At 60.0% G+C, this 24,829-nt stretch carries 19 protein-coding genes; 4 read left to right on the top strand and 15 right to left on the bottom strand.

What is annotated here, in order from left to right:
- Positions 1-38: 38 nt before the first annotated feature.
- From VNZ60_RS10675 to VNZ60_RS10685, 3 genes are all read right to left on the bottom strand, one after another.
- A complete protein-coding gene (locus VNZ60_RS10675) occupies positions 39-731 on the bottom strand; it encodes a helix-turn-helix transcriptional regulator (RefSeq protein ID WP_325658906.1) in 693 nt (230 codons plus the stop codon).
- 94 nt (positions 732-825) lie between these two features.
- Positions 826-1,971 (bottom strand): branched-chain amino acid ABC transporter substrate-binding protein, encoded by a 1,146-nt coding sequence (locus VNZ60_RS10680; protein ID WP_325658908.1) that lies wholly within the window; start codon positions 1,969-1,971, stop codon positions 826-828.
- Between the two features lie 137 nt (positions 1,972-2,108).
- Positions 2,109-2,588: a hypothetical protein gene (locus VNZ60_RS10685; protein WP_325658910.1), complete on the bottom strand. Its 480-nt coding sequence runs from the start codon at positions 2,586-2,588 to the stop codon at positions 2,109-2,111.
- Positions 2,589-2,820: 232 nt separating this feature from the next.
- Between VNZ60_RS10685 and VNZ60_RS10690 the strand changes: the two genes are divergently transcribed.
- Both VNZ60_RS10690 and VNZ60_RS10695 read left to right on the top strand, forming a co-directional pair.
- Positions 2,821-5,232 carry an alkaline phosphatase family protein gene (locus VNZ60_RS10690; protein ID WP_325658912.1) on the top strand — a complete coding sequence of 804 codons (2,412 nt, stop codon included), beginning with the start codon at positions 2,821-2,823 and terminating at the stop codon, positions 5,230-5,232.
- A 79-nt stretch (positions 5,233-5,311) separates the two neighbouring features.
- Complete coding sequence (locus tag VNZ60_RS10695; protein WP_414648813.1) at positions 5,312-6,661, top strand: cytochrome-c peroxidase; 1,350 nt, start codon at positions 5,312-5,314, stop codon at positions 6,659-6,661.
- A 5-nt stretch (positions 6,662-6,666) separates the two neighbouring features.
- On the opposite strand, the gene VNZ60_RS10700 is transcribed toward VNZ60_RS10695, so the two are convergent.
- The 10 genes from VNZ60_RS10700 to VNZ60_RS10745 all read right to left on the bottom strand — a co-directional run bounded on the left by VNZ60_RS10700 (position 6,667) and on the right by VNZ60_RS10745 (position 17,369).
- Positions 6,667-7,194, bottom strand: coding sequence for a BON domain-containing protein (locus VNZ60_RS10700; RefSeq protein WP_325658916.1), 528 nt, complete (start codon positions 7,192-7,194; stop codon positions 6,667-6,669).
- 311 nt (positions 7,195-7,505) lie between these two features.
- Entirely contained in the window at positions 7,506-8,516 is a 1,011-nt protein-coding gene (pip, locus tag VNZ60_RS10705) for a prolyl aminopeptidase (protein WP_325658918.1), read from the bottom strand.
- 99 nt (positions 8,517-8,615) lie between these two features.
- On the bottom strand, positions 8,616-10,037 hold the full coding sequence (locus VNZ60_RS10710) for an FGGY-family carbohydrate kinase (protein WP_325658920.1): 1,422 nt from the start codon (positions 10,035-10,037) through the stop codon (positions 8,616-8,618).
- 12 nt (positions 10,038-10,049) lie between these two features.
- Positions 10,050-10,370 (bottom strand): L-rhamnose mutarotase, encoded by a 321-nt coding sequence (locus tag VNZ60_RS10715; RefSeq protein ID WP_325658922.1) that lies wholly within the window; start codon positions 10,368-10,370, stop codon positions 10,050-10,052.
- A gap of 31 nt (positions 10,371-10,401) precedes the next feature.
- Positions 10,402-11,829, bottom strand: a complete 1,428-nt coding sequence (locus VNZ60_RS10720) for a hypothetical protein (protein WP_325658924.1) — start codon at positions 11,827-11,829, stop codon at positions 10,402-10,404.
- A gap of 5 nt (positions 11,830-11,834) precedes the next feature.
- Positions 11,835-12,803: a rhamnose ABC transporter substrate-binding protein gene (gene rhaS, locus VNZ60_RS10725; RefSeq protein ID WP_325659196.1), complete on the bottom strand. Its 969-nt coding sequence runs from the start codon at positions 12,801-12,803 to the stop codon at positions 11,835-11,837.
- Between the two features lie 108 nt (positions 12,804-12,911).
- Positions 12,912-13,931, bottom strand: coding sequence for an ABC transporter permease (locus VNZ60_RS10730; RefSeq protein ID WP_325658926.1), 1,020 nt, complete (start codon positions 13,929-13,931; stop codon positions 12,912-12,914).
- Positions 13,924-14,967, bottom strand: coding sequence for an ABC transporter permease (locus VNZ60_RS10735; protein ID WP_414648814.1), 1,044 nt, complete (start codon positions 14,965-14,967; stop codon positions 13,924-13,926). The genes VNZ60_RS10730 and VNZ60_RS10735 overlap by 8 nt, the downstream gene beginning before the upstream one ends.
- The gene (locus VNZ60_RS10740) at positions 14,964-16,505 is read right to left on the bottom strand and encodes a sugar ABC transporter ATP-binding protein (RefSeq protein WP_325658928.1); all 1,542 of its coding nucleotides are present in this window, start codon (positions 16,503-16,505) and stop codon (positions 14,964-14,966) included. Before VNZ60_RS10740 ends, VNZ60_RS10735 begins: the two co-directional genes overlap by 4 nt.
- Before the next feature lie 36 nt (positions 16,506-16,541).
- Complete coding sequence (locus VNZ60_RS10745; RefSeq protein ID WP_325658930.1) at positions 16,542-17,369, bottom strand: DeoR/GlpR family DNA-binding transcription regulator; 828 nt, start codon at positions 17,367-17,369, stop codon at positions 16,542-16,544.
- A 288-nt stretch (positions 17,370-17,657) separates the two neighbouring features.
- On the opposite strand from VNZ60_RS10745, the gene VNZ60_RS10750 reads away from it, so the two are divergent.
- Complete coding sequence (locus VNZ60_RS10750) at positions 17,658-19,769, top strand: bifunctional rhamnulose-1-phosphate aldolase/short-chain dehydrogenase (protein ID WP_325658932.1); 2,112 nt, start codon at positions 17,658-17,660, stop codon at positions 19,767-19,769.
- A 68-nt stretch (positions 19,770-19,837) separates the two neighbouring features.
- The gene (rhaI, locus tag VNZ60_RS10755) at positions 19,838-21,133 is read left to right on the top strand and encodes an L-rhamnose catabolism isomerase (protein ID WP_325658934.1); all 1,296 of its coding nucleotides are present in this window, start codon (positions 19,838-19,840) and stop codon (positions 21,131-21,133) included.
- A gap of 20 nt (positions 21,134-21,153) precedes the next feature.
- Here the strand turns inward: rhaI and VNZ60_RS10760 are convergent, their stop codons facing one another.
- Both VNZ60_RS10760 and VNZ60_RS10765 read right to left on the bottom strand, forming a co-directional pair.
- A complete protein-coding gene (locus VNZ60_RS10760; protein WP_325658936.1) occupies positions 21,154-23,271 on the bottom strand; it encodes an NADPH-dependent 2,4-dienoyl-CoA reductase in 2,118 nt (705 codons plus the stop codon).
- 111 nt (positions 23,272-23,382) lie between these two features.
- Positions 23,383-24,693, bottom strand: a complete 1,311-nt coding sequence (locus VNZ60_RS10765; RefSeq protein ID WP_325658938.1) for an SGNH/GDSL hydrolase family protein — start codon at positions 24,691-24,693, stop codon at positions 23,383-23,385.
- Between the last annotated feature and the right edge of the window lie 136 nt (positions 24,694-24,829).

Genomic DNA, 24,829 nt, shown 5'->3' on the forward strand with positions numbered 1-24,829 from the left:
AAGTCGTATCTGATTGAATGATTGTTGCCAGATCGTGGTCATTCGGAGAATGGATTTTCGCGCCGCCAGTTTTGTAGCAGTATTTGACGCTGCGCCGGATAACGAATCTTGCTAGCCGTCAGCTGAGTAATCCGATCGCTACGGAAATGCCGAAAACCGTCGCGCAGTTCGCACCAGGCCACCACCAGCCGCGTGCCCTCGAAGAACGCCAGGGCGATCGGCCAGATCAGCCTTTCGCTGGTTTTGCCATGCTCGTCCGTGTAGCAGATGTTGAGCTTATGCTGGCGCCGGATAGCTTCGCGGATCAGCCCCAGAGCAGGGCCGGATGGTTTTTGATCGCCGGCGGCCCACAAGCCCGTGTTCTCCATGCTGTCGCGCAAATCGGTCGGCGCCGCCGTGGCAATCTTGCTGATGGCGTTCGCCGCCGCCAGCGCCAAAGCATCGTCGCCCTGGCGCTGCACCCAACGGGCGCCTAGCACCAGCGCTTCCAGCTCGTCTTCGTTGAACATCAGCGGCGGTAGGAAAAAGCCGCTGCGCAGCACGTAACCAAGGCCGGCTTCGCCTGCCACCGGCGCACCCAGCTCGATCAGGGTTTGCATGTCGCGGTAGATGGTGCGCACCGAGACCGACATATCCTCGGCCAGCCGAGCCGCGGTGACCGGCCGCCGATGGCTGCGCAAGGCGTCCATCAGCATGAATAATCGTCCGGTACGGCTTGCTGCTTGCGCCAACCCTGTCTCCTTAGTAAGCGGCAGTGCTTGCCAGAGCTGACTTGCCGCTTCTTCTCATGCGGCTAGCGCCAACTCCATAGGCTGTGTGGAGATCTTACTTCGTCAATGTCAGCAAAGTCTGCTCGCCCTTCCTGAACGTATAAATCGATAGCGTGCCGTTCTTGATATCGCCTTTATCGTCAAAGGCGATCTTGCCGGTGACGCCGGTGTACTGGATCTTGCTCAGTGCCGGCAGATATTTTTTAGGATCGACCGAGTTAGCCTGTTGCATGGCTTTGGCGAAGATCATCACGGCGTCGTAGGTATACGGCGCGTACTGGACGATGTCGGCATTGTATTTTTTCTTGTAAGCCGCCTTGAATGCATCCAGCGGCCCCGTGTCTTCGACCCCGCCCGCGATCGCGCAATAGACCTTGTCGTCGATCAAGCCTTCGCCGGCCAGACGCGGCAAGGCTCCGGTGCAGATCGCATCGCCGCCCATGAAATTGGCGGTGATGCCCAGTTGCCGCATCTGACGCAGCATGGCGCCGGCGCTGGCGTCAATCCCGCCGAAGAAAATCAGGTCCGGCTGCTTGGCCTTGACGGCAGTCAGGATGGCGCTGAAGTCGGTAGCTCTATCGCTGGTGTACTGGGTGGCGACAATCTCGACGCCGCTGGCCTTGGCGTCTTTCAGGAACTCCGTGGCCAGCCCCTGGCCGTAGGCGGTGCGGTCATCGATCACCGCGATCTTTTTTGCGTGCAAGGTATTTGCCGCGTAACGTCCCATCGCAGCACCGAGCTGAGAATCGTTGGCCACTACACGGAAGGTGGTATTGAAACCCTGTTCGGTATATTTGGCGCTGGTCGCGGAAGGGGAGATTTGCGGGATGCCGGCGTCGAAATAGATTTTCGAAGCGGGAATCGAGGTGCCGGATTGCAAATGGCCGACCACCCCCGCCACTTTGGCGTCGACCAGCTTCTGGGCAACGCTGGTGGCTTGTTTCGGATCGCTGGCGTCGTCTTCCGCCTGCAATACGAATCTGATCTTCTTGCCGCCGATGACCAGATGCCTGGCGTTCAAATCGTCAATCGCCATGCGCGCGCCGTTTTCATTGTCCTTGCCGACGTGGGCAACCGGGCCGGTGATCGGGCCGACGTGCGCAATCCTCACCACTTGTTCCTGGGCCTGCGCGGTGCCGGCCAAGGTCAAGGCAATGGCGGCAGCGGTAGTGAACAACGTCGTTTTGGCATGGTTCTGCATCTGTTCTCCCCTTGGTTTGAATTTGGCTGAAGTGCGGCAATTATCCCAGCCTCTTGGCAACTGATCCACGCTTACGTGGATTTATCTTGCAGCTGCTGATTTTGCCCGACTATAGGCTAAAAAGGCGCCCCGGAGAGTCATTGGCCTAATTGGCCTTTCACGCCGACGGCAATGCCGTTCCAGGAAGTGCCGCGGCATTTACCGGTCTGACTCAGCAACCAGCCCTGTAACTGCTTGCCGACCACCACCGGACTGCTGCTGAAACACTCGCCTTGAGGCGGTACTTGCATCTGCCGGACCGATACGAACAGCGGCCCCTTCGGTTCGATAATCGGCTCGCTGCCACGCACTTTCCCAGTCCCCAGTTCGGCGTTGCAATCGTAACGGCGGCCTGAAGTGTCGGCGGTGACGATGCCCACCATGCCGCGGTTCATCGGATAGACGTTTTCAACAAAAATACTCCCGCCTTTCGGATGTTTCAGCAGGCAGGCATTGACGGCTTGCATGACATCCTTGTCACCCAGCATGTCGCCGATAGACATCGGCATATCGTCCGCCAACACCAGGTCGGAGACCAGCAACGCGCCAAACAACAAGGGAATCACGGACATTTTCATGGCTAGCTCAGCTTTTATTTTCCGAACGCAACACACTAAATCATGCGGCGCAATGGATGCCGCACTCTAAACGATTCGTTGTTTTTCAGCAAACTTCACATTTCTGACATCCGGCAGTCACATTTCCTTGTGACAATAGAAAATTGCTCAGATGCATGCTCGTTTGCCTGAATCGACAGCCTTTGCTCTGACAACCCTGACTCCAACAATCACTAACAAACAGGATAATTTCATGAAACCTCGTTCCCTGGCGCTGGCATGCGCAACGCTAGTCTATCTAAGCGGCTGCAGCGGCGGCGGCAATTCGTCTGCCATAGGCGGCGCCACGGTAAGCGGCGTCGCTGCGAGCGGTAAAGCCTTGGCAGGCGTCACCGTCACCATCACCGACAGCAGCGGCCAGAACGTACAGACCACGCTGACCGACGCCAACGGCAATTTCAGCCTGACGCTCATAGGCAGTGCGCCCTTCATCCTGACCGCGCCATTTAACGACGCCGACGGCAGCGCCGCCACCCTGTCCTCCGTCATCAATCCGAGTTCCGCCGGCAGCACGGTGCGCGCCAATCTGAATCCGCTGACCTCGCTGATCACCCAGCGCGTACTCGGCCTGATCCCGAACGGCAGCCCGAGCGCGGCGCAAATCAGCGCCGCCAAAATCAGCGCCGCCAGCATCTCGCAGGCAGTCAACGACGTCTCCTCGCCGCTGCAACCCTTGTTCACTGCGCTCGGCGTTCCTGCCAGTGAAACCAGCGATCCGATCGGCAACACGGTATACCAGGCCAGCGCCAGCGATCCGCTCGACAACCTGTTCGACCTGGCCCGCTTCACCGTGCATACCGGCCAGATCGCGGTCGGCGCCGACGCCAACCGGGCGCTGCTGACGATTCCGGTCAGTGGCAATATCAGCGGCACGCTGCCGGCCAGCGCGATCCAGTCGCTAGTAGCGCTGAACAATGGCCCGACCACCACTCCGATCCAGAACGTCATCGTGGTGGTCGGTGAAAACCAGACCTTCGATGCAGTATTTGGCGCGTACCAGCCGCCACAAGGGCAGACAGTGAAGAATTTGCTGTCCCAAGGCATCATCAACGCCGATGGCACGCCCGGCCCGAACTTCAGCCTGGCGCTGCAAAACCAGGGCGCAACCCAGACTACCTATACCATCAACCCGGCCCGCGCCGGCGCCTACGCCACGCTGCCGCAACCGACCGCGATCGGCGAACTCACGCCGCCCACCTTCCAGGATCCGGGCGGCGTGCCGGATACCCGCTTCCCCGGGAATCTGCCGAGCGGGCCGTTCCAGCTCACCAAATATGTTCCTTACGGCACTGCCAACAGCGCCCAGACCGGCGATCCGGTGCACCGTTTCTTCCAGATGTGGCAGCAGACCGGCGGCGATAATTCCAAGCTCGATCTGTTTACCTGGGTTGCCGCCAGCGTCGGCATGGGCGGCGACACCAAAGGCGTCACGCCCGCCAATCCTGGCCAGGGCGGCGAGCTGATGGGCTTCCTCAATATGGCCAGCGGCGATGCGCCGTTCTTCAAATCGCTGGCGCAGCAATATGCCTTGAGCGATAACTACCATCAAGGCATCATGGGCGGCACCGGCGCCAATTTCTTCACCATCGCCACCGGCGATCTGCCGTACTTCAATAGCGGCGGCGCGGCGGGCGTACCGCCGGCGAACCAGATCGAGAACCCGAATCCGCTGGCGCAAACCCCGAATTTCTATATCCAGGACGGCTATCAGGGCGGGTCTTACGTCAACTGTTCCGACGCCGGCCAGCCTGGCGTTGGCGCTATCTTGAATTTCCTCGGCGCTAAAAAGGTCAAGAGCAATTGCGACGCCGGCAAATATTACCTCGTCAATAATTACAATCCCGGCTACGACATGAACGGCGCGCCGCAGCCGATCGGCCCTAACAATTACAATTACCCGCCGCAAACCGTGCCCACCATCGGCGAAGGATTGGCCAAGAAAAACGTCGGCTGGAAATGGTATACCGGTGGCCGCGACATAGCCGACGTGACGGCAGACGCCGCCGCTCTTGGCTTCTCGGCCGCGGTTGCCCAAGCCGTGCAATACAACGCCATCGGCGATCCGTTGGTAGCCTCCAGCAATGTCATGAACGGCAGCCTGAAATCGAATCTGGCCGGCCTGACTACGTTCTATGGCGACGTCGCCAAAGGCACTTTGCCGGCGGTATCGTTTGTGGTGCCGAAAAACCTCGACAGCGGCCATCCCGGCTATTCCGCACCAGCCCGCTATGAAGCGTTCCTGCAAGACCTGATCGCCAAGGTCAAGGCCAATCCGACGCTATGGGCGCATACCGCGATCCTGGTCACCACCGATGAAGGCGGCGGCCACTTCGATAGCGGCTACATCCAGAACGTCGATTTCTTCGGCGACGGCCCGCGCATTCCGTTCCTGCTGGTATCGCCTTACGCCCGCAGCGGCTTCGTCGATCACACTTACTACGATCACTCGTCCGTGTTGAAATTCATCGAACGCAACTGGCGCCTGCCACCGCTCTCGCCGCGCAGCCGCGACAACCTGCCCAACCCGGTCAGCCTCGCCGCCGATCAATACCGCCCGGTCAACACCACCGCCATCGGCGACCTGATGGCGATGTTCAACTTCTAAGCACCCATCAATTGGGGTCAGAGTCGAATAAATAAGCAAATTAATTTGACTCTGACCCCAATTGAATTATTGAAATGGATTGAAAGTTTTGAGTAGCAATCTTGGTTGGCTGGTTGGTAAACACTGGCGTGCCGGTGTGGCGCTGTTGGCGGCTGCGCTGCTGGGCGGCTGTCACGACGCCGAAACGCCGGCGCGGGTTACGCATGCGGATGCTGCCGTAGCGGCGCCCGCTGCAGCGCCGGCGACGGTAAAACCGTCCTTGAAAAGGTGGGTGCGTTACCCTGAGCCGCCGGCTGCCTTGAGCGCGGCGGCGAGCCTGGGGAAACAACTATTTTTCGATGCTTCGTTGTCGGCTTCGGGCAAAATGTCTTGCGCCACCTGCCATAGTCCCGATCATGCTTACGGTCCGCCCAACGGCCTGGCGGTGCAACTGGGCGGCGCCGACATGCAACGGCAAGGCACACGCGCCGTGCCATCCTTGCGCTACCTGGGCTTCACTCCCAAGTTCACGCGCCACTACTATGTGCCGGGGCCGGACGAGACCGAGGACGAAGGCCCTACCGGCGGCTTTACCCACGATGGCGCGGTTGATTCGCTGCATGAGCAGGCGCTGATTCCGCTGCTCAACGTCAATGAAATGGCCATGCCAAATCCGGCTGCGGTGGTCGCCAGATTGCAGAAGGCGGCCTATGCCGAACAGTTCCGGCAAGTCTATGGCGTCGACATTTTCGAGCATCCTGCGGCAGCGCTGCAACAGGCGACGCTGGCGCTGGAGGCGTTCCAGACCGAGGACCCGAGCTTCCATCCCTACACCAGCAAATTCGATGCGGCGATGGCCGGCAACGCCGACTTCACGCCCGCCGAATTGCGCGGTTACGGTTTGTTCAATAATCCCAACAAGGGCAATTGCGCCAAGTGTCATATCGATACGCCGGGGCCGGGAGGGCGGCCGGCGCAATTTACCGATTTCGGTTTCCAGGCGCTGGGCGTGCCGCGCAACCCGGAGATCGCTGCAAACCGCAATCCGAAGCACGCCGATCTCGGCATCTGCGGCCCTGACCGCAAGGACATGGCGCAGGAAGCGGAGTTCTGCGGCATGTTCAAATCACCCACCTTGCGCAATGTGGCGACGCGCGAAGTGTTCTTCCATAACGGCCGTTTCCACACGCTGCAAGACATGCTGCATTTTTATGTGGAACGCGATACCGATCCCGCCAAGTGGTATCCGAAAGTGAAAGGCAAGGTCATCAAATTCGACGATCTGCCACCGCGTTATCGCGCCAACATCGATAGCCTGGACGCGCCGCTGAACCGCAAGGCAGGCGACGCGCCGGCCCTGAACGAGGAAGAAATCGGCGATCTGATCGCTTTCCTGAAAACCCTCAACGACGGTTATTCGGCCAGGTCTGGCGCTGCACGCAGCGAGTGACGCCGTCAGGGATGCTGCGCGGGCGCCAGCGGATACGGTGGTTTGCTGTCACCCGGCCGGCGCAGGTTAACGATCACTCGCTCCACATCGGGTTCGGTCCGGACAAAGGCTTCCAGCGCGGCGGCATCGATAACCCGATCCGCGCTGCAACCCTCGACCCAGACGAAGCGGCGCTGGAACGTCAGCCACAGGCTGCTGTTACGGGCGAATCCCGGCTCGGCGGCAAAATGCGCCTGTACCGAGCGGGCAATCGGCGCATCGTATAGATAGGAGTTAGGTTTGCCGCATTTGCCGGCCAGCCAGCAGGTGGTGCCGCGTTCAGTGCGCCAATGCGATTCTTTACGCGCTTCTTCTGCGCTGACCAGCGGCCCCAGCGGCTGTGGACAATCCGGTACGGCGCTGCGCACCTGGATGAAGGGATCGTTGAACCAGTTTTTCAGGATTTCGCTGTTGGCCGACGTCGTCGTCGCCATCATGCCGGCCGCCGCCAGCCATATCGGCAAGCCGTATCGCAAGCGAAGCGGTCGTGACATACCGGGCCTCCTGAAAATCATGACATCGCTACGGCAAGAGTCATCTGGGGTCAGAGTCGACTTTCGCAGTGTTTCATCGCGAAACTCGACTCTGACCCCACATGACGGATTCGGAGAAAAACAGAGCGCACTACGCGGTTTTGTTCTTTTTAACGATGAGTCAGTACTCCGTGGCCCGCTAAGTGGGGTCAGAGTGAAGTTTCTGCAAAAAGCGCGCAGAAATTTCACTCTGACCCCAGTTAGCTGCGTTTGTTAAGCGCAATCGGGCTAGGGCGTTGTCATGCGCATTGTCATGTTTCATGAAATTCTCATTAAGCCGCAAACTTGTCCGTCGCCAGAATCAGCTGATGCAGAATACCCGGTTCACTATACGCGTGCCCGGCGTCCGCCACCATGTGCAGTTCCGCCTCAGGCCAGGCTTTGTGCAAGGCCCATGCGGTGCTCGGCGTGCAGCAGACGTCGTAGCGTCCTTGCACGATGACGCCAGGAATGTTGCGCAGTTGCGCCACATCGCGCAGCAACTGGCCGTCTTCAAAAAAGCAGCCGTGGGTGAAATAGTGATTTTCGATGCGGGCAAAGGCGATCGCAAATTCCGGTTCGTCGTGGGCCTCGGCCAGCGCCGGATCGGGGATCAGCTTGACCGTGCTGCCTTCCCACACGCTCCAGGCTTTTGCCGCTGCCAGCTTGGCGATTTCATCAGTGCCGGTCAGGCGGCGGCTGTAGGCGGCCACCATGTCATGCCGCTCAGCCGGCGGAATCGGCGCCAGGAAATCTTCCCACTTGTCCGGGAACTGGCGCGATGCGCCGTCCTGGTAATACCACTGCACTTCTGCATGGGTGCCGGTAAATATGCCGCGCAACACCAGTTCGCTGACATGCTGCGGATGCTTCTCGGCGTAGGCCAGAGCCAAAGTGCTACCCCAGGAACCGCCGAACACCAGCCATTTTTCAACGCCAAGCATCTCGCGCAAGCGCTCGATATCGGCCACCAGATCCCAGGTTGTGTTGGCTTCCAGATTAGCGTGCGGCGTCGAACGCCCGCAACCGCGTTGATCGAACAACATGACGCAATATTTTTCCGGATTGAACAGACGCCGATGATCGGCGTTGCAGCCGCCGCCAGGGCCGCCATGCAGGAAGACCGCAGGCTTGCCGTCCGGGTTGCCGCACAATTCCCAATAAACACTATGGCCGTCGCCAACTTCCAGCAAGCCGGATTTGAATGGTTCCAGCGGCGGATAAAGACCGCGTAATGGGGAAGCAACGGGGGCCTCAACGGGAGATGGCACGGCAGGCTGCGCAGCGGATAGGCTGTTGGTCATGGCATTGTTTCCTTTTGGGAGAGAAATGACTGCTTGTAAAACGATGATCATAAGCAAGTCTGGCGTTGCCGTCCAGCCGGGTGCTGCGGTACAGCGGAATCAGGCGCTTGCTGTCTGCGTACAGAGCTGGCGCCAGCGATTTCGATAACGATCCCATCCGGAGATGGCAAGCGGCGCAACCGGCTGCCGCACCACCTCGCGCTGCCGGCCCCAGTGACGCAACAGCCAGCCGCCATAGGTGGTGCCGCTGCTGTCGTCGGATACGAACACTGTCTGCTGCGGCCGCAGCCCCGCTAGCAAAGCGGCGAAATGCGGATTACCGGTAAAGCTGCCTTCGATCACCAGCGCGCCTTCGGCATGCAGGACGTCCAGACAGTAATCGGTCATCAAGACGCAATATAAAGTGGCCAGCGCGTAACGCTGGCGGGGTGTCTGCGGCGTCTTGCCGACGATGCTGCCGCTGCGGCCATAAAACGGCCCGCCGGCGCTGGCGAAACAAGGCAGGGCCAAGCTGCCTTGATCGATCAGCAACTGCAAATCGGCGATCGTGCAAATCTCGGCAACCGCAGCGGCGCCGGCCAGCTCGGCAAACTCGCGGCCGCCCATGAAACGCATGCACGCCACCGCTTGTCCCAGCACGTCGACGTTGGCCAGCATGTCGGCCGACTCTTGCAACAGGCCCAGATCGCCATCGAGCGCGGCGGCGATGACCCAGGTGCCGGTTGACAGCACGGTGCGCGGCGTATTGCGGCCTAAGTCAGGGTTGCAGAGCGGCCTGTTGACCGGGTTGCACACGTACTGCAGCAAGGAGGCGTTGCTATCGTGGATGCCGCACAGAATCTGGCATTCCGGCCTCACACCGGTCGCTGCCGCCAGCGCTGGATGCACCGTGCCAAGCGCCGCCCAGGCCGGATATTGCGGCGGCAGCAGGGCGTTCCATTGCAGGCGATCGACCAGGCTGGAAGGGCGTCCGGCCAATGGCTGCCAGAGATCGGTGTGACAGCCCATCGAAGTCACCTCGGTCGCCGCCACCCCGCACAAACGCCAGGCCCAGTACTGTGGATAGGCCAGGATATGGCGGGCGCGGGCGAACTCGGCGGGATAAGTGCGCGCCAGCCAATATAGTTGCCGCCCCAGGTTCAAGCCGGTCGGCAACGAGGGCGAATAGGTTTCGGCGAAAGGCGGGCGTAGCGCTTCATAATCCGCATCCAGCTGCGGATCGAGTGCGAACTCATAATCCAGCACCGGCAATACCAGCCCGTGCTCATCCACCAGCGCGGCGGTAGCGCCGTGGGTAATCGGCACGATGACTGTGATACCCGCCAGCGTTGAAAAATCACGCAGGGTGGCCAGCAGCCAGGCCCAGATACCATCCACATCGTGCCGCGCATACCGATAGGGGCCGCCATGCAGCGGCTGATTGGGCCGCCGCCGCTCCGCCAGAGTATTGCCGGCGGCGTCCAGCAGGCTCAGTTTGAGATTGGTCTTGCCGATGTCCAGAACTGCCAGTGCGTCTTGCATATTGTGATTCAATCAATCCAGGTGAAACATGGGCGTCAAAGGCAGGCTGAGCGGCGCCGAATCCAGCCCGGGACCGGTTTCCATCAGGTCGGCCATGCTGTCCCACCAGCGCCGCATCAGCGGATGGCTGGGCAAGTCGTCCATGCGATGATTTTCGGTGCGGCGCAATACCGCAAACAGCGCGCCACTCTGCGGTTCCAGGAAAATGCTGTAATCGCGGATTCCTGCATCCCGCAGCAGGGCGCTCAGCTCAGGCCAGATAGCATCGTGCCTGGCTTTGTAGGCGTCGATATGGCCTGGCTTGAGTTGCATTTTGAAAGCGATTTGTTGCATGCCTGACCTTAGTGAAAATGTGATCGTGGGTTCAAACTACCTGCACCGTTTCCATTCCGAGCAAGGCGCCCAGTTTCTTGATGCGGTCAGCTAAATGGCCGACGCCAATCGCGCAGTGATGCGCCGGGCCTTGTGCGTTCCAGTCTTCGACAAAACGACGCGCGCCGCAGGCAAAACGATAGCGCGTATTGGTATTGCCGATGGCCAGGGTCGGCCCCGGCACCGCTTCGGCTTGCGCGCATAACAGCATCAGCTTGCCGCCGCTTTGTTCCAGCACCGACAACAATGTCACCGGGCCGTAGCGCAACTGCATCTCGACGCTCAAGCCGGCGCCAACCTTGCCGTGATACACCTGCAGCGGCCTGACCTTGGTCTTGCCCTCGGCAATGCGGCTGTGACCGGGGCCGTCATGCCCCATCAGCACCACGTCATCCTTGAAATCGATGGCAAAAAATTCGGTGAACGAGCCGCCGGCGCCGAAAGCGTCCATGATTTTCATCGCCTGCACATTCTTGACTTCGTATTCGCCGGCGATCGCGACGCCGCCGGAGGTCAGCAACGACGCTCCCAATATCATCGAGGTGATGACATCTTCATGTTCGTGGCCCGGCAGCGATTCGTAGTAATACGCCATCGAGCCCAGCTGATGCTGCTCGACCAGCCGCTCCAGCGCCACCGAGGTCCTGGCGGCGCGCGCCAGCTCCAGCGGATCGCAATCGTGCTGGATCTCGAACTCTTCGGCAAACAGCGTCAGCCGCTGCTGCACATCCGCCGCCGTCACCTGCCGCCGCAGCGCCGCCAGCTGGTCGATCTCCAGCATCTCGATATGGCCGCCGAAGGTAGTGCATTGCAAGGTCAGGTCGCTATAGATATCCAGCATGCCGTTGTAATAGCGCCCCATCAGGCCGAGCCGGTTGTGCGCCATGCAGTGGGCGACGCCGGCTGCCGCCAGCCAAGCGTCGACTTCCAGCCAGACTTGCGGATCACCGTTCAGCACGCCGGTGATCTGGTGAAAGGGCAGCCCGGCGCGCTTGAAAACATTGGCCAGCTCCGGCACCGGGCAGGCGCCGCAATAGGCCAGCCATTCGCCGGTCATCTGGCGTCGATCCATGCGATTCAAACGGTCGTAATCGAGCGCCGCCTCGGGCTGCAGGTTCAGGATCACGACCGGCGCCCCGGCCCGCTGCACCACAGGCAGCACGGTCGACGACAATGCGTAGGTGGTGGCGTAGAGGAAAATCAGGTCGACATCGGCCTGCCTGAAAGCATGTCCTGCGACCAGCGCCTTGTCCGGGTTGTCGATCATGCCGAGATTGACCACCTCTACCTCGGGCCGGCTCAGTTGCTGCTGCACCTGATCGATATAGCCAATCAGGCGCTGCTCCAGCCCGTCGAACTGCGGCCAGTAAGTGGCGTGGCCGATGCCGAACAAGCCGATTTTCAAGCGTTGTTTTTGCATGAGCGTCAGTAGTTGAATTCGTCGATATTCGCCGTCGTAAACGTGGTCGGCAAACCGAGGATCACTTCACCATTGACGCCTATCGTGTACTTGCCCAGTTTACCGGCTGTGAAAGTCTCACCCTGCTTGCCGCTGATATTGCCCGAGGCCAGTTGCGCCGCGGCATAGGCGGCCAGGTAACCGAGGTCTTTCGGATTCCATAACTGAAAGGCCTGGACGGTGCCGTTCTTGATGAACTCGCGCATTTGATTCGGCGTACCGAGGCCGGTGATAATCACCTTGCCCTTGGATGGCGAGGTCGACAAATAGCGCGCTGCGGCCGAGATGCCAACCGTGGTCGGTGAGATGATGGCTTTCAGATCGGGATAAGCTTGCAGCAAGCCCTGGGTCTCGACGAAGGATTTTTGATCGTCGTCATTGCCGTAGGCAACCTTCACCAGCTGCATGTCCTTGTATTCCGGTTTTTTCAACTCCACTTCCATCCACTTGATCCAGGTGTTTTGGTTGGTAGCGTTGGGCGTCGCCGACAGGATTGCGAATTTACCCTTGCCGCCCATCAGCTTGGCCAGCAACTGCACCTGCGAACGGCCGATGCCCTCGCTATCGGCCTGGTTGATGAACATCGCCCGGCCCTCGACACCGACATCGGAATCAACGGCAACCACCTTGATGCCTTGCGCAGCGGCTTTTTTCAGATAGGGCAGTATGGCGTTGGGATCGTTGGCCGAGATCACAATCGCATTTTGTTTTTGCGTGATCAGGGTATTGATGTAAGACACTTGCGAAGACGCGCCGGCGTCGGAGGCGCCGACCATCTTGCCGCTGCCCTTGAATTCCTTGACGCCCTCGGTCACGCCGCTGCCGGTAATCACGCTGTAAGGGTTATTGATCTGCTTGGGCAGAAAAGCGACTTTCAAGCCGGGCTTGATTTCTTGCGCCTGCACTGTCAACCCCGCCATGCATAGGACTGCCATGCCGAAAATGAGCGCTACCGTTTTCAAATTGCATTTCATGATTGATGTCTCCTTTGGTTTTTTGAACTTTTTTTACTGATGAGGCTGATAGCCTTGCCGCTTGCGCTATCAGGTAATGACCGCCGCTGCAGTTTTGCGGCGTGATTCTTTCCAGCGTGAGATCAGATTCGGTAACAGCACCGATGACAGCAACAGCAAACCGGTAACGATGGTGAGGATTTCGTTGGAGACGTCGTATAGGGTCAAGGCGTTGTTCAAGACACCCATGATCAGCAAGGCCAGCAGCACCCCGGTGACACTGCCGCGACCGCCGAAAATACTGACGCCGCCGAACAGCACCGCCGCCACCACGCTCAACTCGAAGCCCATGCCGTTATCCGCGCGGGCGCTGGAAAAGCGCAGGGTGTAGACAATCCCGGCCAGCGCACTCATGGCTCCCGACAAGACAAACAGCCAGAACTTGCTGCGCGCAACGTTGATGCCGGAAAATTCGACAGCGGTGTGGTTAGCCCCGATTGCGTACACCATGCGGCCGAAGCCGCTGTGATGCAGCAGCAGGATGAACGCCAGCGCCAGCGGGATGATCAGGAAAACATAAGTCAGCGGCAGGAATGTGCCATCCCAGTTATTCATGGCGAACTCGGTATAAGCCTGCGGAAAACTGGCGACCGCCTGATCACCCAGCATGATGTAGGTAATGCCACGGAACAGCGCCATGGTGCCGATCGTCACCGCCAGCGACGGCAGCCGCAAACGCGTCACCAGCAAGCCGTTGAAAGCACCGGCGGCAATCCCCATCAGCATCACCAGCAACAGCGTCAGCGGCATCGGCACGCCGGCCTGCCACAACACGCCGAGCAAGCCGCTGGCCATGCCGAGTATCGACGCCACCGACAGATCGATTTCGGCCGCCACCACCAGCAATGTCAGGCCCAGCGCCATGAGTGCGTATTCGGAAATCCCGGCTAGCAGATTGCCAAGATTATCGTTGCTGAGAAACGCCGGCGACAGCGCATGGCCGAAGATCAGGCTGAGCGCCAGCATCAGCACTAGCATGCGGTCCCATGAAAGAGAGAAACGCCGCTTACCGGGTTTATCGGATTTGATGCCAGGCAGCGCACTAGACATGATTATTCCTCCGCACGGTTTGCCGGGCCAACATGCGCGACAACAGGGTATCGCCGGTAATCGCCAGCAGGATCAGCGCGCCCTGGATCGCCAGCTGCCAAAATCCCGACACATGCAAGATCACCAGGGCGCTGGCGATCACCGCCAGCAGCAAGGCCCCCAGCGCCGCCCCCAGCACACTGCCAGAACCGCCGGCAATCGAAACGCTGCCAACCACCGCCGCTGCCACCACCTGCAATTCGATACCGTTACCGCTGCTGGCGTTCACCGAACCGAAGCGCGCCAGCCACAGCACACCGGCTAGACCTGCGATGGCGCCGCACAACAGGAAGCCGGAAAATTCGCGATAGGCGACATTGATCCCGGCCAGGCGCGCGCCTTCATGATTGGAGCCGATTGCATAAAACTCGCGGCCGCCACGGAAATTTTTCAAGTAATACGCCAGCAACAGCAACAGGCCAAACGCGATCATCGCCATATACGGCAAACCCAGAAAACTGCCGGAGCCGAGCACGGCAAAATTTTCGGGCAGGACGGTGGCGTTGATCTCGCGGCCGCCGACCCAGGCATAATCGATGCCGCGAAAAATGTACAAGGTGCTGAGCGTCGCCACCAGTGATGGCACCCGGCCCCAGGTCACCAGCAAACCGTTGACGGCGCCGGCCAGCAAGCCGATCAAGACGCCGATAGCGATCGCCGCCGCCACCGGCACATGGGGGAAACGGCTAAACAGATCGCCGACCAGGAAGGCGCTCAAACCGAGCGTCGAGCCGATCGACAGATCGATATGGCGCATCAGCATCACCACCGTCAGGCCGACCGTCAGCAAGGCGATGATGGAGACATTCAAGATGATGTCCTTGATACTTTGCGCGCTGAGGAAATTGGGGTGCACCAGTGAGGTACCAAGCACGATAACCAACAGCACCGCGCTCAGGCTGGCTTCGCGGTGGCGCAGCAGCCAGCCCAGCCAACGCTGTGATTGCGCTGGTTGCGGCGGCTTGACCGGCAAACTCAATATGTTTTCCATAGTCATACGACACTTTCCTCTTGTCCCAAGGCGGCTGCCATGATGGTTTCCTCGTTCATCTGATCGCGGCTCAGTTGCGCCGCGATCCGGCCTTCATTGAGCACGATCACGCGGTGCGCCATGCCCAGCACTTCCGGCAGCTCGGACGAAATCATCAGTACCGCCAGGCCTTGCTCCAGCAATTGCGCGATGGTGTGATACACCTCGGCCTTGGCGCCGACGTCGATGCCGCGCGTCGGTTCGTCGATGATCAGTACACTGGGGCCGGTTGCCAGCCATTTGGCCAACACCACTTTTTGCTGATTGCCGCCGGACAGCGTAGCGACGTTAGCGCCGTAGTCATGCGCCTTGAGCTTGAGCTTTTTACCCCACTCGGCGGAGGTCTGCATTTCATCGGCGACCCGCATAAAGCCGCAGTGCGACAGACGTCGGATCATGGTCAAGGTCGCATTGCGGGCGATCGACGCGGTCATCACCAAGCCTTGCTGACGCCGGTCTTCCGGCACCAGCGCCAGGCCGGCATCCACCGCTGCGCCCGGATGGCCGAGATTAAGCGGCAAGCCATTGATCCAGACCTCACCGGCATCGGCCGCATCGATGCCGAAAATCGCCCGCGCCACTTCCGAGCGGCCGGCGCCGACCAGGCCGGCCAGCGCCACGATCTCGCCCTTGCGCACTTCGAAGCTGATGTCCTTGAATACGCCGCGCCGGCTCAAACCCTTAACCTTCAACGCTACCGCGCCGGGAACGGTATCCGGGCGCGGATAATAATTGCCGAGATCGCGGCCGACCATATGCCGCACGATCAGCTCCGCATCCATCTGCGCAGTCAGGCCGGTCATTACAAAAGCACCGTCGCGCATGATGGTCAGGCGCTGGGTCAAAGCAAACACTTCTTCCAGCCGATGGGTGATGAACAGCAGCGCCACACCCTGTTCGCGCAAACGACGGACGATGGCGAACAGGCGTTCGACTTCCAGCTTGGAGAGCGCCGCGGTGGGCTCGTCCATGATCAGGATATGTGCCTGCTGCGAGAGCGCCTTGGCGATTTCAACCACCTGCTGATCGGCAATCGACAAGCCTTGCACGATGCGCGCCGGGTCCAGGCTCACGCCCATCCGCTGCAATAACTTCTCAACCTCGGCGCTCATGGCGCGATGCTGCAGGCGGCCGAAGCGGTCGGTCAACTGCCGCCCCATGTAAATGTTTTCGGTGATCGACAATGCCCCGAACAGCGTCGGTTCCTGGTAAATCACGGCGATGCCGGCTCGCCGCGCATCAGCCGGAGTCTTGAAACTGACCGCTCTGCCGTCAACCTTCAGCACGCCAGCGTCAGGTGCATGGACACCGGCCAGGATTTTGACGATAGTCGATTTGCCGGCGCCGTTTTCACCCAGCAAGGCATGCACCTCGCCCGGCAGCATGTGCAGCCGGGCGTCGCGCAGCGCCGCCACCGCACCGAACGATTTACGCGCGGCCAGCAATTCCAGAGCCGGCGCGAGATTTGGCGTCAATGCGGTTGACGCCGCAATTGCTTGCATCATTGCTTGCTTCCTCAAATAGGGAGATGATCGATGGAATCAGCTCAGCGCATGCGCCAGCTCATGTGCCACATCGGGCGCAACACCGCGATCCGGCATCACGGTAATCACCTTGACGCCGGACTGCTCCAGCATCTGCACCGCGCCATCCGTCACATTGGTATCGGTAATCAAACAAGAAACCTGGCCCAAACCGCACAGTATCAAGCCGGCTTTCTTTGAAAATTTCGAGCTATCCATCAATACGATCAGTTGCTCGGCCTGGCTCAGCAAGCGCTTCTCCGCCTGGATCAGGAGCGGATCGGCTTCCATCAAACCCAGCGACGACAAACCGTACACGCCCATGAACATTTTGCCGGCGTAGTGATGCTGGGTGATGTCGTTGTCGAAAGGGCTAAGGATGACGTTTTGTTCGCGATAAATCTGACCGCCGGGAACGATGATTTCATTCTCGCTGGTGGTCAGCAGACGTTCCGCCATCAGGAAGGAATTGGTCAGGATTTTCAGACGTTTCTCAGCCAGGAATTCCGCCATCATGAAGGTAGTTGTACCGCCATTGATGATGATGGTTTCGCCATCGGCGCACAGACTGGCGGCACAGCGCGCGATGGCGCGCTTTTGTTCGGGGAAACGCTTGAGACTATTCTGAAACGTATCACCCGACAGCGAGAAATTGTTCTTCTTCGGCTGCAACAGTTCGGCGCCGCCGCGCACCCGGTTCAGCAACTTGCGTTCCGCCAGCCAGGCGATGTCGCGCCGCACGGTGGCGGGCGAGGCATTCAGCCAGCCGCCCAACTGTTCGACACTGGCGCTGCTGTGCTCGGCCAGTAAGCCCAGCAAGCCTTTGCGCCGCTTGTGATTGATCATTTGTCGGTCTCCATGAAGCTATCGCAGTACGCTCTCGGCAGAGCATTTCATGCTTTGTATTTATGACTCAAGGCTAAGCACTCATCAAAAACAAGTCAACGCTCAATCAATCAACTTGATGATTATTTGAGTTTCGCTCAGCAAGTTGATTGGAGATCGATTGACACTGATTTTCAGCTGCTTTCTACTGGAGACTCTGCAATTGCATGCGCGCTTGATCGATGCAAGCGCGAGCAATCCACCTTTTTCACGCCTCTTTCATTGACTAATCAAAACCTGGAGATCCATATGAGCCTGTCGCCGACACCACAACCGCTTGTTTCCGATTGGGACGACAGCTACGCCGCCCAGCTTAGCGAGCCGGAATTGCTGCTGTACCGCTCCAATCTGCTGGGCGCCGACAAGGCCATCACCAACTTCGGCGGCGGCAACACCTCGGCCAAGATCGTGATGACCGATCCGCTCACGGGCGCCACAGCGGAAGTGTTGTGGGTCAAGGGCTCCGGCGGCGATCTGGGCAGCATCAGGCTGGATGGTTTTTCCACCTTGTACATGGATAAATTACAGGCCCTCAAAGCGCGCTATCGCGGCCTCGAACATGAGGATGAGATGGTTGGCTATCTGCCGCATTGCACTTTCGATCTGAATCCGCGCGCGGCCAGTATCGACACCCCTTTGCACGCTTATATCCCGCAGCGCCACGTCGATCACATGCACCCCGACGCCCTGATCGCGATTGCCGCCTGCAAGAACAGCCAGGCGCTCACGCAAAACATTTTTGAAGGCGAACTGGGCTGGTTGCCTTGGCAACGTCCCGGCTATGATCTTGGCTTGAAACTCGAACAACTGGCACAAGCTCAGCCGCAACTGAAAGGTATCGTGCTGGAAGGCCACGGCTTGTTTACCTGGGGCGATTCCGCCAAATCCTGTTACCTGACCACGCTCGCCATCATCCGCCGCGCCACTGCCTGGCTGGCCGCCAACAGCAAAGCGCCAGCCTTCGGCGGCAGCAGCTGCGAACCGCTGACAGCACCGCAACGCAGCGCACTGGCGGCGCGCCTGATGCCTGTGTTGCGCGGCAAGATCGGCCAGCAGGAAGGAAAACTCGGCCATTTCGACGATAGCGCCGCCGTGCTGGAATTCGTTTGCAGCCGCCAATTGCTGCCGCTGGCAGCGCTCGGCACCTCCTGCCCGGATCATTTCCTTCGCACCAAGATCAAGCCGCTGGTGCTCGATTTCGATCCAAAGGAACAGGATTTCGAGCGTCTGTTGCAGGGACTCGTGCAGGGACTCGATAATGCTCTCGACGCCTACCGCGCCGACTACAGCGCCTATTACCAACGCTGCAAACGCGCCAACAGTCCGGCCATGCGCGACGCCAATCCGGTGATTTACCTGATCCCCGGAGTCGGCATGCTGTCCTTCGCCAAGGACAAGGCGACGGCGCGCATCGCCGGCGAGTTTTATGTCAATGCGATCAACGTCATGCGCGGCGCCAGCGCGGTCGACACCTATGTCGGCTTACCCGAACAAGAAGCTTTCGATATCGAATACTGGTTGCTGGAAGAAGCCAAACTGCAACGCATGCCGAAGCCGAAAAGCCTGGCAGGACGCATCGCCCTGGTCACCGGCGGCGCCGGCGGCATCGGCCAGGCAGTAGCGCGCCAGTTGCTGCAAGAGGGCGCTTGCGTAATGCTGACCGATATCGACAGCGCCGCGCTGGAAGCCGCGCAGCAGGATTTGTGCAAGCAGGCCGGCCCCGACAACCTGGCCGTGATACGCGGCGACATCACCAGCGAAGCCGAAGTGGAACAAGTGTTGAACGCGGTGACGCAGCGCTTCGGTGGCATCGATTTGCTGGTATCGAACGCCGGCATCGCCTCCGCCGCACCACTGGAAGACACCAGTCTGGAACTCTGGCAACGCAATTTGTCGGTGCTGGCGACCGGTTATTTCCTGGTCAGCCGTGCCGCCTTCCGCTTGATGAGCCAGCAAAAACTGGGCGGCAGCATGGTGTTCGTCGCCAGCAAGAATGGGCTGGTGGCGTCGGCCGGCGCTTCCGCCTACTGCACCGCCAAGGCTGCCGAAATCCACCTGGCGCGCTGCGTTGCGCTGGAAGGCGCGCCGCACGGGATACGCGTCAATGTCGTCAATCCGGATGCGGTGATTCGCGGCTCGCGCATCTGGGATGGCAAGTGGAAAGAAGAACGTGCTGCTTCCAATAAAATCGAAACGGAAAATATCGAAGATTTCTATCGTCAGCGCAGCATGTTGAAGCGCAGCGTTTTACCGGAAGATATTGCCGAGGCGGTGTATTTTTTCGCCAGCGATAAATCTGCGAAATCCACCGGAAATATTCTGAATGTGGATGCAGGGAATGCGGCTGCATTCACACGTTAACCTCGCACGCTAACCTCACACGTTGAAAATACATCCAGATAGATAACGATCAAAGAACAGGAGACCTCATGTCGTACGCCATCAATCAAAATTTCATCGCCGAACACAACGCCAAGCACGCCGCGGAGGTTCAAGCTGACTACGACGCCTTAGCGACATCGTTGGCGCGGCGCGGCCAGGATATCGAAGCGCTGACAGCATTGGCGCAGACTTTCGCCGTCGCCTTGCCGAGCTGGGGCGTCGGCACCGGCGGCACCCGTTTCGCCCGTTTTCCCGGCGTCGGCGAACCGCGCAATGTCTTTGAAAAGCTCGAAGATTGCGCCACCATCCATCAATTGACACGCGCCACGCCGGCCATCTCACTGCATTTCCCTTGGGATAGCACCAGCGATCCACGTGCATTGCGCGAACTGGCCGACGGTTACGGTTTGCACTTCGATGCGGTCAATTCCAACACCTTCCAGAACCAGCCCGGGCAAACCCATTCCTACAAATTCGGCAGCCTGACCGCCACCAGCGCCGTGGTACGCGAGCAAGCGGTCACGCATAACATCGCCTGCATAGAATTGGGCCGGGCGCTAGGTTCGAAGGCGTTGACCGTCTGGGTCGGCGACGGCGCCAACTTCCCGGGCCAGCACAATCTGCGCCAGACGCTGGAACGCTATCTCGACAGCATGCGCCACATTTATGCTGCGCTGCCACCGGACTGGCAAGTGTTGATCGAACACAAATTGTTTGAACCGGCCTTCTACGCCACCACGATTGCCGACTGGGGCACCAGCTTCGCTTGCGCCACCGAGCTTGGGCCGCAGGCAAAATGCCTGGTCGATCTCGGCCATCACGCACCGAATACCAATATCGAAATGATCGTGGCGCGCCTGGCGCAATTCGGCAAACTGGGCGGCTTCCATTTCAACGACAGCAAATACGGCGACGACGATCTCGACGCCGGCAGCATCGATCCGTTTCAGTTATTCCTGGTATTCAATGAACTGGCTGACGCCCATGTGCGTGCCGGCGACAGCTTCCGGCCGGCGTACATGCTGGATCAATCGCACAATGTCACCGACCCGGTGGAAAGCCTGATCAACAGCGCGATCGAAGTGCAACGGGCGTTTGTCCAGGCAGCCCTGACCGATCGTCAGGCGCTGGCTTTCCATCAAGAGAGCAACGATGCGCTGATGGCGGCGCAAACCCTGAAGCAAGCGTTCCGCACCGACGTCGGGCCGATACTGGCGATGGCTCGCCTGCGCAGCGGCGCGGCGCTTGATCCGATTGCCTGCTACCGGCAGAGCGCTTATCGCGATAACAAACGGGAAGAGCGGCCGGCGAAGGCGGAGGCTAGCAGCAGCGGGATTGTTTGACCGATGGCGGCGGCCGGTTTCTACAACGCCGCCGCCAGTTCCGCGCCTTCGCGTATCGCCCGCTTGGCATCCAGTTCACTAGCGAACGAAGCACCGCCGATCAGGTGGTAGCGTGAACCGCCATCCGAACCACTACCATTTCGCAGCGCTTGAGTCTTGACCGGCTGGCCCGCTTTGCCGGGCGCGATGGCGGCGGCCGGGACCAGTTCGTACAGCGACTCCTGGCCAGCGCAAATCACCACGTTATCCACTGCCAGCAAACGGCTTTCGCCGCCGACGCTGATATGCAAGCCCTGATCGTCGATCCGCTGATAATCAACGCCGGCCAGCATCTGCACCCGATTACGCTGCATCACGCTGCGATGCACCCAGCCAGAAGTTTTGCCGAGGCCGGCACCGACTTTGCTTTGCTTGCGCTGCAATAGATGGATTTCGCGCAGCGGCGTGGCCGGCTCGGGCCGGCGCAAACCGCCGGACTCTGCGGCCAGCGGATCAACACCCCATTCATCCATCCAGTCCGCAATCGATATGGGCAACGGCAGTTGCGGATCATGCAGCAAAAATTCACAGAGATCGAAACCGATGCCGCCGGCGCCGATCACAGCGACCCGCTTACCAACCGCGACCTTGCCTTGCAACACGTCGAGATAGGACAGCACCATCGGATGCTCGATGCCAGGGATGCGTAGCTTGCGCGGCGAGACGCCGGTGGCGACGATGACATCGTCGAAACCGAGCGCTTCCAGCTGCTCCCGGGTGACGCGCTGATTGAGTTTGACTTCGACCCCGGTGCGTTGCAAGCGGTGCTTGAAATAGCGGACGGTTTCGCGGAATTCTTCCTTGCCGGGAATCCGCATGGCGATATTGAACTGGCCGCCGATTTGTTCAGCAGCTTCGAACAAGGTGACTTGATGGCCGCGTTCAGCGGCGACGGTAGCTGCAGACAAGCCGGCCGGACCAGCGCCGATCACCGCCACTCGCCGCACTTTTACGCTAGGCCGATAAACGAGCTCGGTTTCATGGCAGGCTTGCGGATTGACCAGGCAGCTGGCGCGCTGATTCTTGAAAGTGTGATCGAGGCAAGCTTGATTGCAGGCGATGCAGGTATTGATTTCATCGGCGCGATTTTGCTGCGCCTTGAGCACGAATTCCGGATCGGCCAGGAACGGCCGCGCCATCGATACCATGTCGGCGTCGCCCTCGGCCAGGAGCTGTTCCGCCACTTCCGGCGTATTGATGCGATTGGAAGCGATCACCGGGATCTTGATAGCGCGCTTGAGGCGCGCCGTCGCTTCACGAAAGGCGCCGCGCGGTACCGAGGTAACGATAGTAGGAATGCGCGCCTCATGCCAGCCGACGCCGGTATTGATCAAGGTCACGCCGGCTTGCTCCAGCGCCTGCGCCACCGCCACCACTTCGGCGCCGGTATTGCCGCCTTCCACCAGATCCAGCAAGGACAAGCGGTACATGATGATAAAGCGCTCGCCGACCGCCTCGCGCATGCGCCGCACGATTTCCAGCGCCAGCCGCATCCGATTGTCGATGCTGCCGCCCCAGCGATCCTGGCGATGATTAGTGCGCGGCGACAGGAACTGATTGAGCAGATAACCTTCGCTGCCCATGATTTCCACGCCGTCGTAATTGGCGCGTTGCGCCAGCACGGCGCTGCGCACGTAGGCCGCGATGGTGGACTGGATGCCGCGCTCGCTCAATGTGCGTGGCTTGAACGGGGAAATCGGTGATTTGATGGCCGAGGCCGAGACCACGAACGGCTGATAGCCGTAGCGTCCCGCATGCAGGATCTGCATCACGATCTTGCCGTCTTCTTCGTGCACGGCGCTGGTGAGCCGCTTGTGGTTATGGATATCGCCGATGCTGTTCATGGTGCCGCCGAACGGCAGCAGCCAACCCTGCCTGCTGGGTGAAATGCCGCCGGTGACGATCAGGCCGACACCGCCTTTGGCGCGCGCCCTGAAATATTCCGCCAGCTTGGCATAGTGAAAGAAACGATCTTCCAGGCCGGTGTGCATGGAGCCCATCACCACCCGGTTTTTCAGTGTGGTGAAGCCGAGATCGAGCTCGGCCAGCAGATGTGGGTAGACAGGATGGGGAGCGGAATAGGGAACGGAATGAGACATAGGTTTTTCCAGGAGGCCGTGGCAATTATCGAGCACAGGCCGGAATCTACCTGAAAAATGCCGGCTGATCGCTGAAATCGCCCTGTTTTAGCGGCGATTAGAGCTTCTAACCTATTTCGGCGCATCCTTGCCGGTCAGTACACGAAGATCGATTGCCTCCGCCATGGCGCGGTAACCGCGGTCGCCGGGATGCAGGTGATCGCCGGAATCGTAGGCCGGCAGGAAGCGCTGGGGATGCTGGGGATCGCGTAGCGCGGCGTCGAAATCGATGACTGCGTCGAACTCGCCGCTGCTGCGTATCCATTGATTCACCGCTTGCCGCATCTGTTCCTTGGCGGCGGAATAGTAACCGCCCAGATCCGTGTCTTGCAGCGCGCCGCCGAACGGCGTCAGGGTCGCGCCGACTATCCGCACATGGCGCACATGCGCGCGCGCTATCAATTGCCGATAGCCGGCAATCAGTTGCTCCACGCTGGGCGCCGGGTCGTGCGGGCCGAGGCTGCTGCCGGGCCAGCCGATATCGTTGATGCCGATCAGCACAATCACCGTGTCCAGATTAGGCTGGTTCAGGACATCGCGGTCGAAGCGGGCCAGGGCGTTGACGCCCATCTTGTCGCTCAATAACCTGGCGCCGGAAATACCGGCGTTGATCACCGCGACCTGTTGCTTGACCAGCCGTTGCGCCAGCAGATCGGGCCAGCGTTGATTGCTGTTCGAAGTGGAGCCGGCGCCGTCGGTAATCGAATCGCCAAAGGCCGCCACCACCCGCGGGGGCGGGGTGAGCGGTGCGTCCACCAGGATCGCGCTGAGGAACAGCCGTGCTTCTAGCGTGGTGCCGGTCTTGATCTGAGAAGCTGCCCCCCGGTTGCCCGGCGCGATGTAAGCGCTCTGTTTGCCGTCCCAATGGAAGGTGGTAAGCGGCGTCATCTTCGGCAGGAAAATACTGACCGCCACCTGCGCCAGCGGCGCCAGCTCCAGATCGATCGGATCGCTGACAGCCGGTGCGCCCGCTGCGATCGTTACCTCGCTACGACCGCCGAAGGTGAGGCCGCGATCCGAAGCAGCGACGATTGCCGAGCCGCCGGCGGCCAGCGCGATGTGCGCCGCGCCTATCGTCAACGGCGTTGTACCGTATTCGTTGGACAACACCACCCTGGCGTGCTTGCCGCCGATGCTAAGCCTGGCGATCTGGCGCACGGTCTGGTTCGACAAGCTGGCCGGGATATTGGTCGGCAAGGCAAAACCGGCTTCCCAGATTGGCTGCGGAGCGGCGGTCCAGCTGGCGTTCCAGTGCTGTGTAGCGGTCGGCACTGCGGGGGCAGGGCCGGCTTCAGCCGCCTGCGTTGCGGCGGCAGGCACACTCAAGAACGACAGCAAGCTTAGCGTCGCGGCGATTTTCGAATAGCGTATCGGGAAACCCATGCAATGACTCCTTGGTTAATCAAGAATGTGGCGCAAATGAATCTGACGCAAGTACGCGATGCAAGTCAGCGATGCGGTCAGCCATGCAGCCAAGATATACCCTTCCCAATACGCATGGTAGAAGCCATAATTGACT

This window comes from Collimonas sp., assembly GCF_035566375.1.
Lineage (GTDB): Bacteria > Pseudomonadota > Gammaproteobacteria > Burkholderiales > Burkholderiaceae_D > Collimonas.

Coding starts and splice junctions, on each gene's coding strand:
- rhaS (WP_325659196.1), bottom strand. CDS start 12,803: ATGGCAGTCCTATGCATGGCGGGGTTGACAGTGCAGGCGCAAGAAATC.
- VNZ60_RS10765 (WP_325658938.1), bottom strand. CDS start 24,693: ATGGGTTTCCCGATACGCTATTCGAAAATCGCCGCGACGCTAAGCTTG.
- pip (WP_325658918.1), bottom strand. CDS start 8,516: ATGACCAACAGCCTATCCGCTGCGCAGCCTGCCGTGCCATCTCCCGTT.
- VNZ60_RS10760 (WP_325658936.1), bottom strand. CDS start 23,271: ATGTCTCATTCCGTTCCCTATTCCGCTCCCCATCCTGTCTACCCACAT.
- VNZ60_RS10745 (WP_325658930.1), bottom strand. CDS start 17,369: ATGATCAATCACAAGCGGCGCAAAGGCTTGCTGGGCTTACTGGCCGAG.
- VNZ60_RS10700 (WP_325658916.1), bottom strand. CDS start 7,194: ATGTCACGACCGCTTCGCTTGCGATACGGCTTGCCGATATGGCTGGCG.
- VNZ60_RS10685 (WP_325658910.1), bottom strand. CDS start 2,588: ATGAAAATGTCCGTGATTCCCTTGTTGTTTGGCGCGTTGCTGGTCTCC.
- VNZ60_RS10710 (WP_325658920.1), bottom strand. CDS start 10,037: ATGCAAGACGCACTGGCAGTTCTGGACATCGGCAAGACCAATCTCAAA.
- VNZ60_RS10730 (WP_325658926.1), bottom strand. CDS start 13,931: ATGTCTAGTGCGCTGCCTGGCATCAAATCCGATAAACCCGGTAAGCGG.
- VNZ60_RS10690 (WP_325658912.1), top strand. CDS start 2,821: ATGAAACCTCGTTCCCTGGCGCTGGCATGCGCAACGCTAGTCTATCTA.
- VNZ60_RS10735 (WP_414648814.1), bottom strand. CDS start 14,967: ATGACTATGGAAAACATATTGAGTTTGCCGGTCAAGCCGCCGCAACCA.
- VNZ60_RS10680 (WP_325658908.1), bottom strand. CDS start 1,971: ATGCAGAACCATGCCAAAACGACGTTGTTCACTACCGCTGCCGCCATT.
- VNZ60_RS10750 (WP_325658932.1), top strand. CDS start 17,658: ATGAGCCTGTCGCCGACACCACAACCGCTTGTTTCCGATTGGGACGAC.
- rhaI (WP_325658934.1), top strand. CDS start 19,838: ATGTCGTACGCCATCAATCAAAATTTCATCGCCGAACACAACGCCAAG.
- VNZ60_RS10715 (WP_325658922.1), bottom strand. CDS start 10,370: ATGCAACAAATCGCTTTCAAAATGCAACTCAAGCCAGGCCATATCGAC.
- VNZ60_RS10740 (WP_325658928.1), bottom strand. CDS start 16,505: ATGATGCAAGCAATTGCGGCGTCAACCGCATTGACGCCAAATCTCGCG.
- VNZ60_RS10720 (WP_325658924.1), bottom strand. CDS start 11,829: ATGCAAAAACAACGCTTGAAAATCGGCTTGTTCGGCATCGGCCACGCC.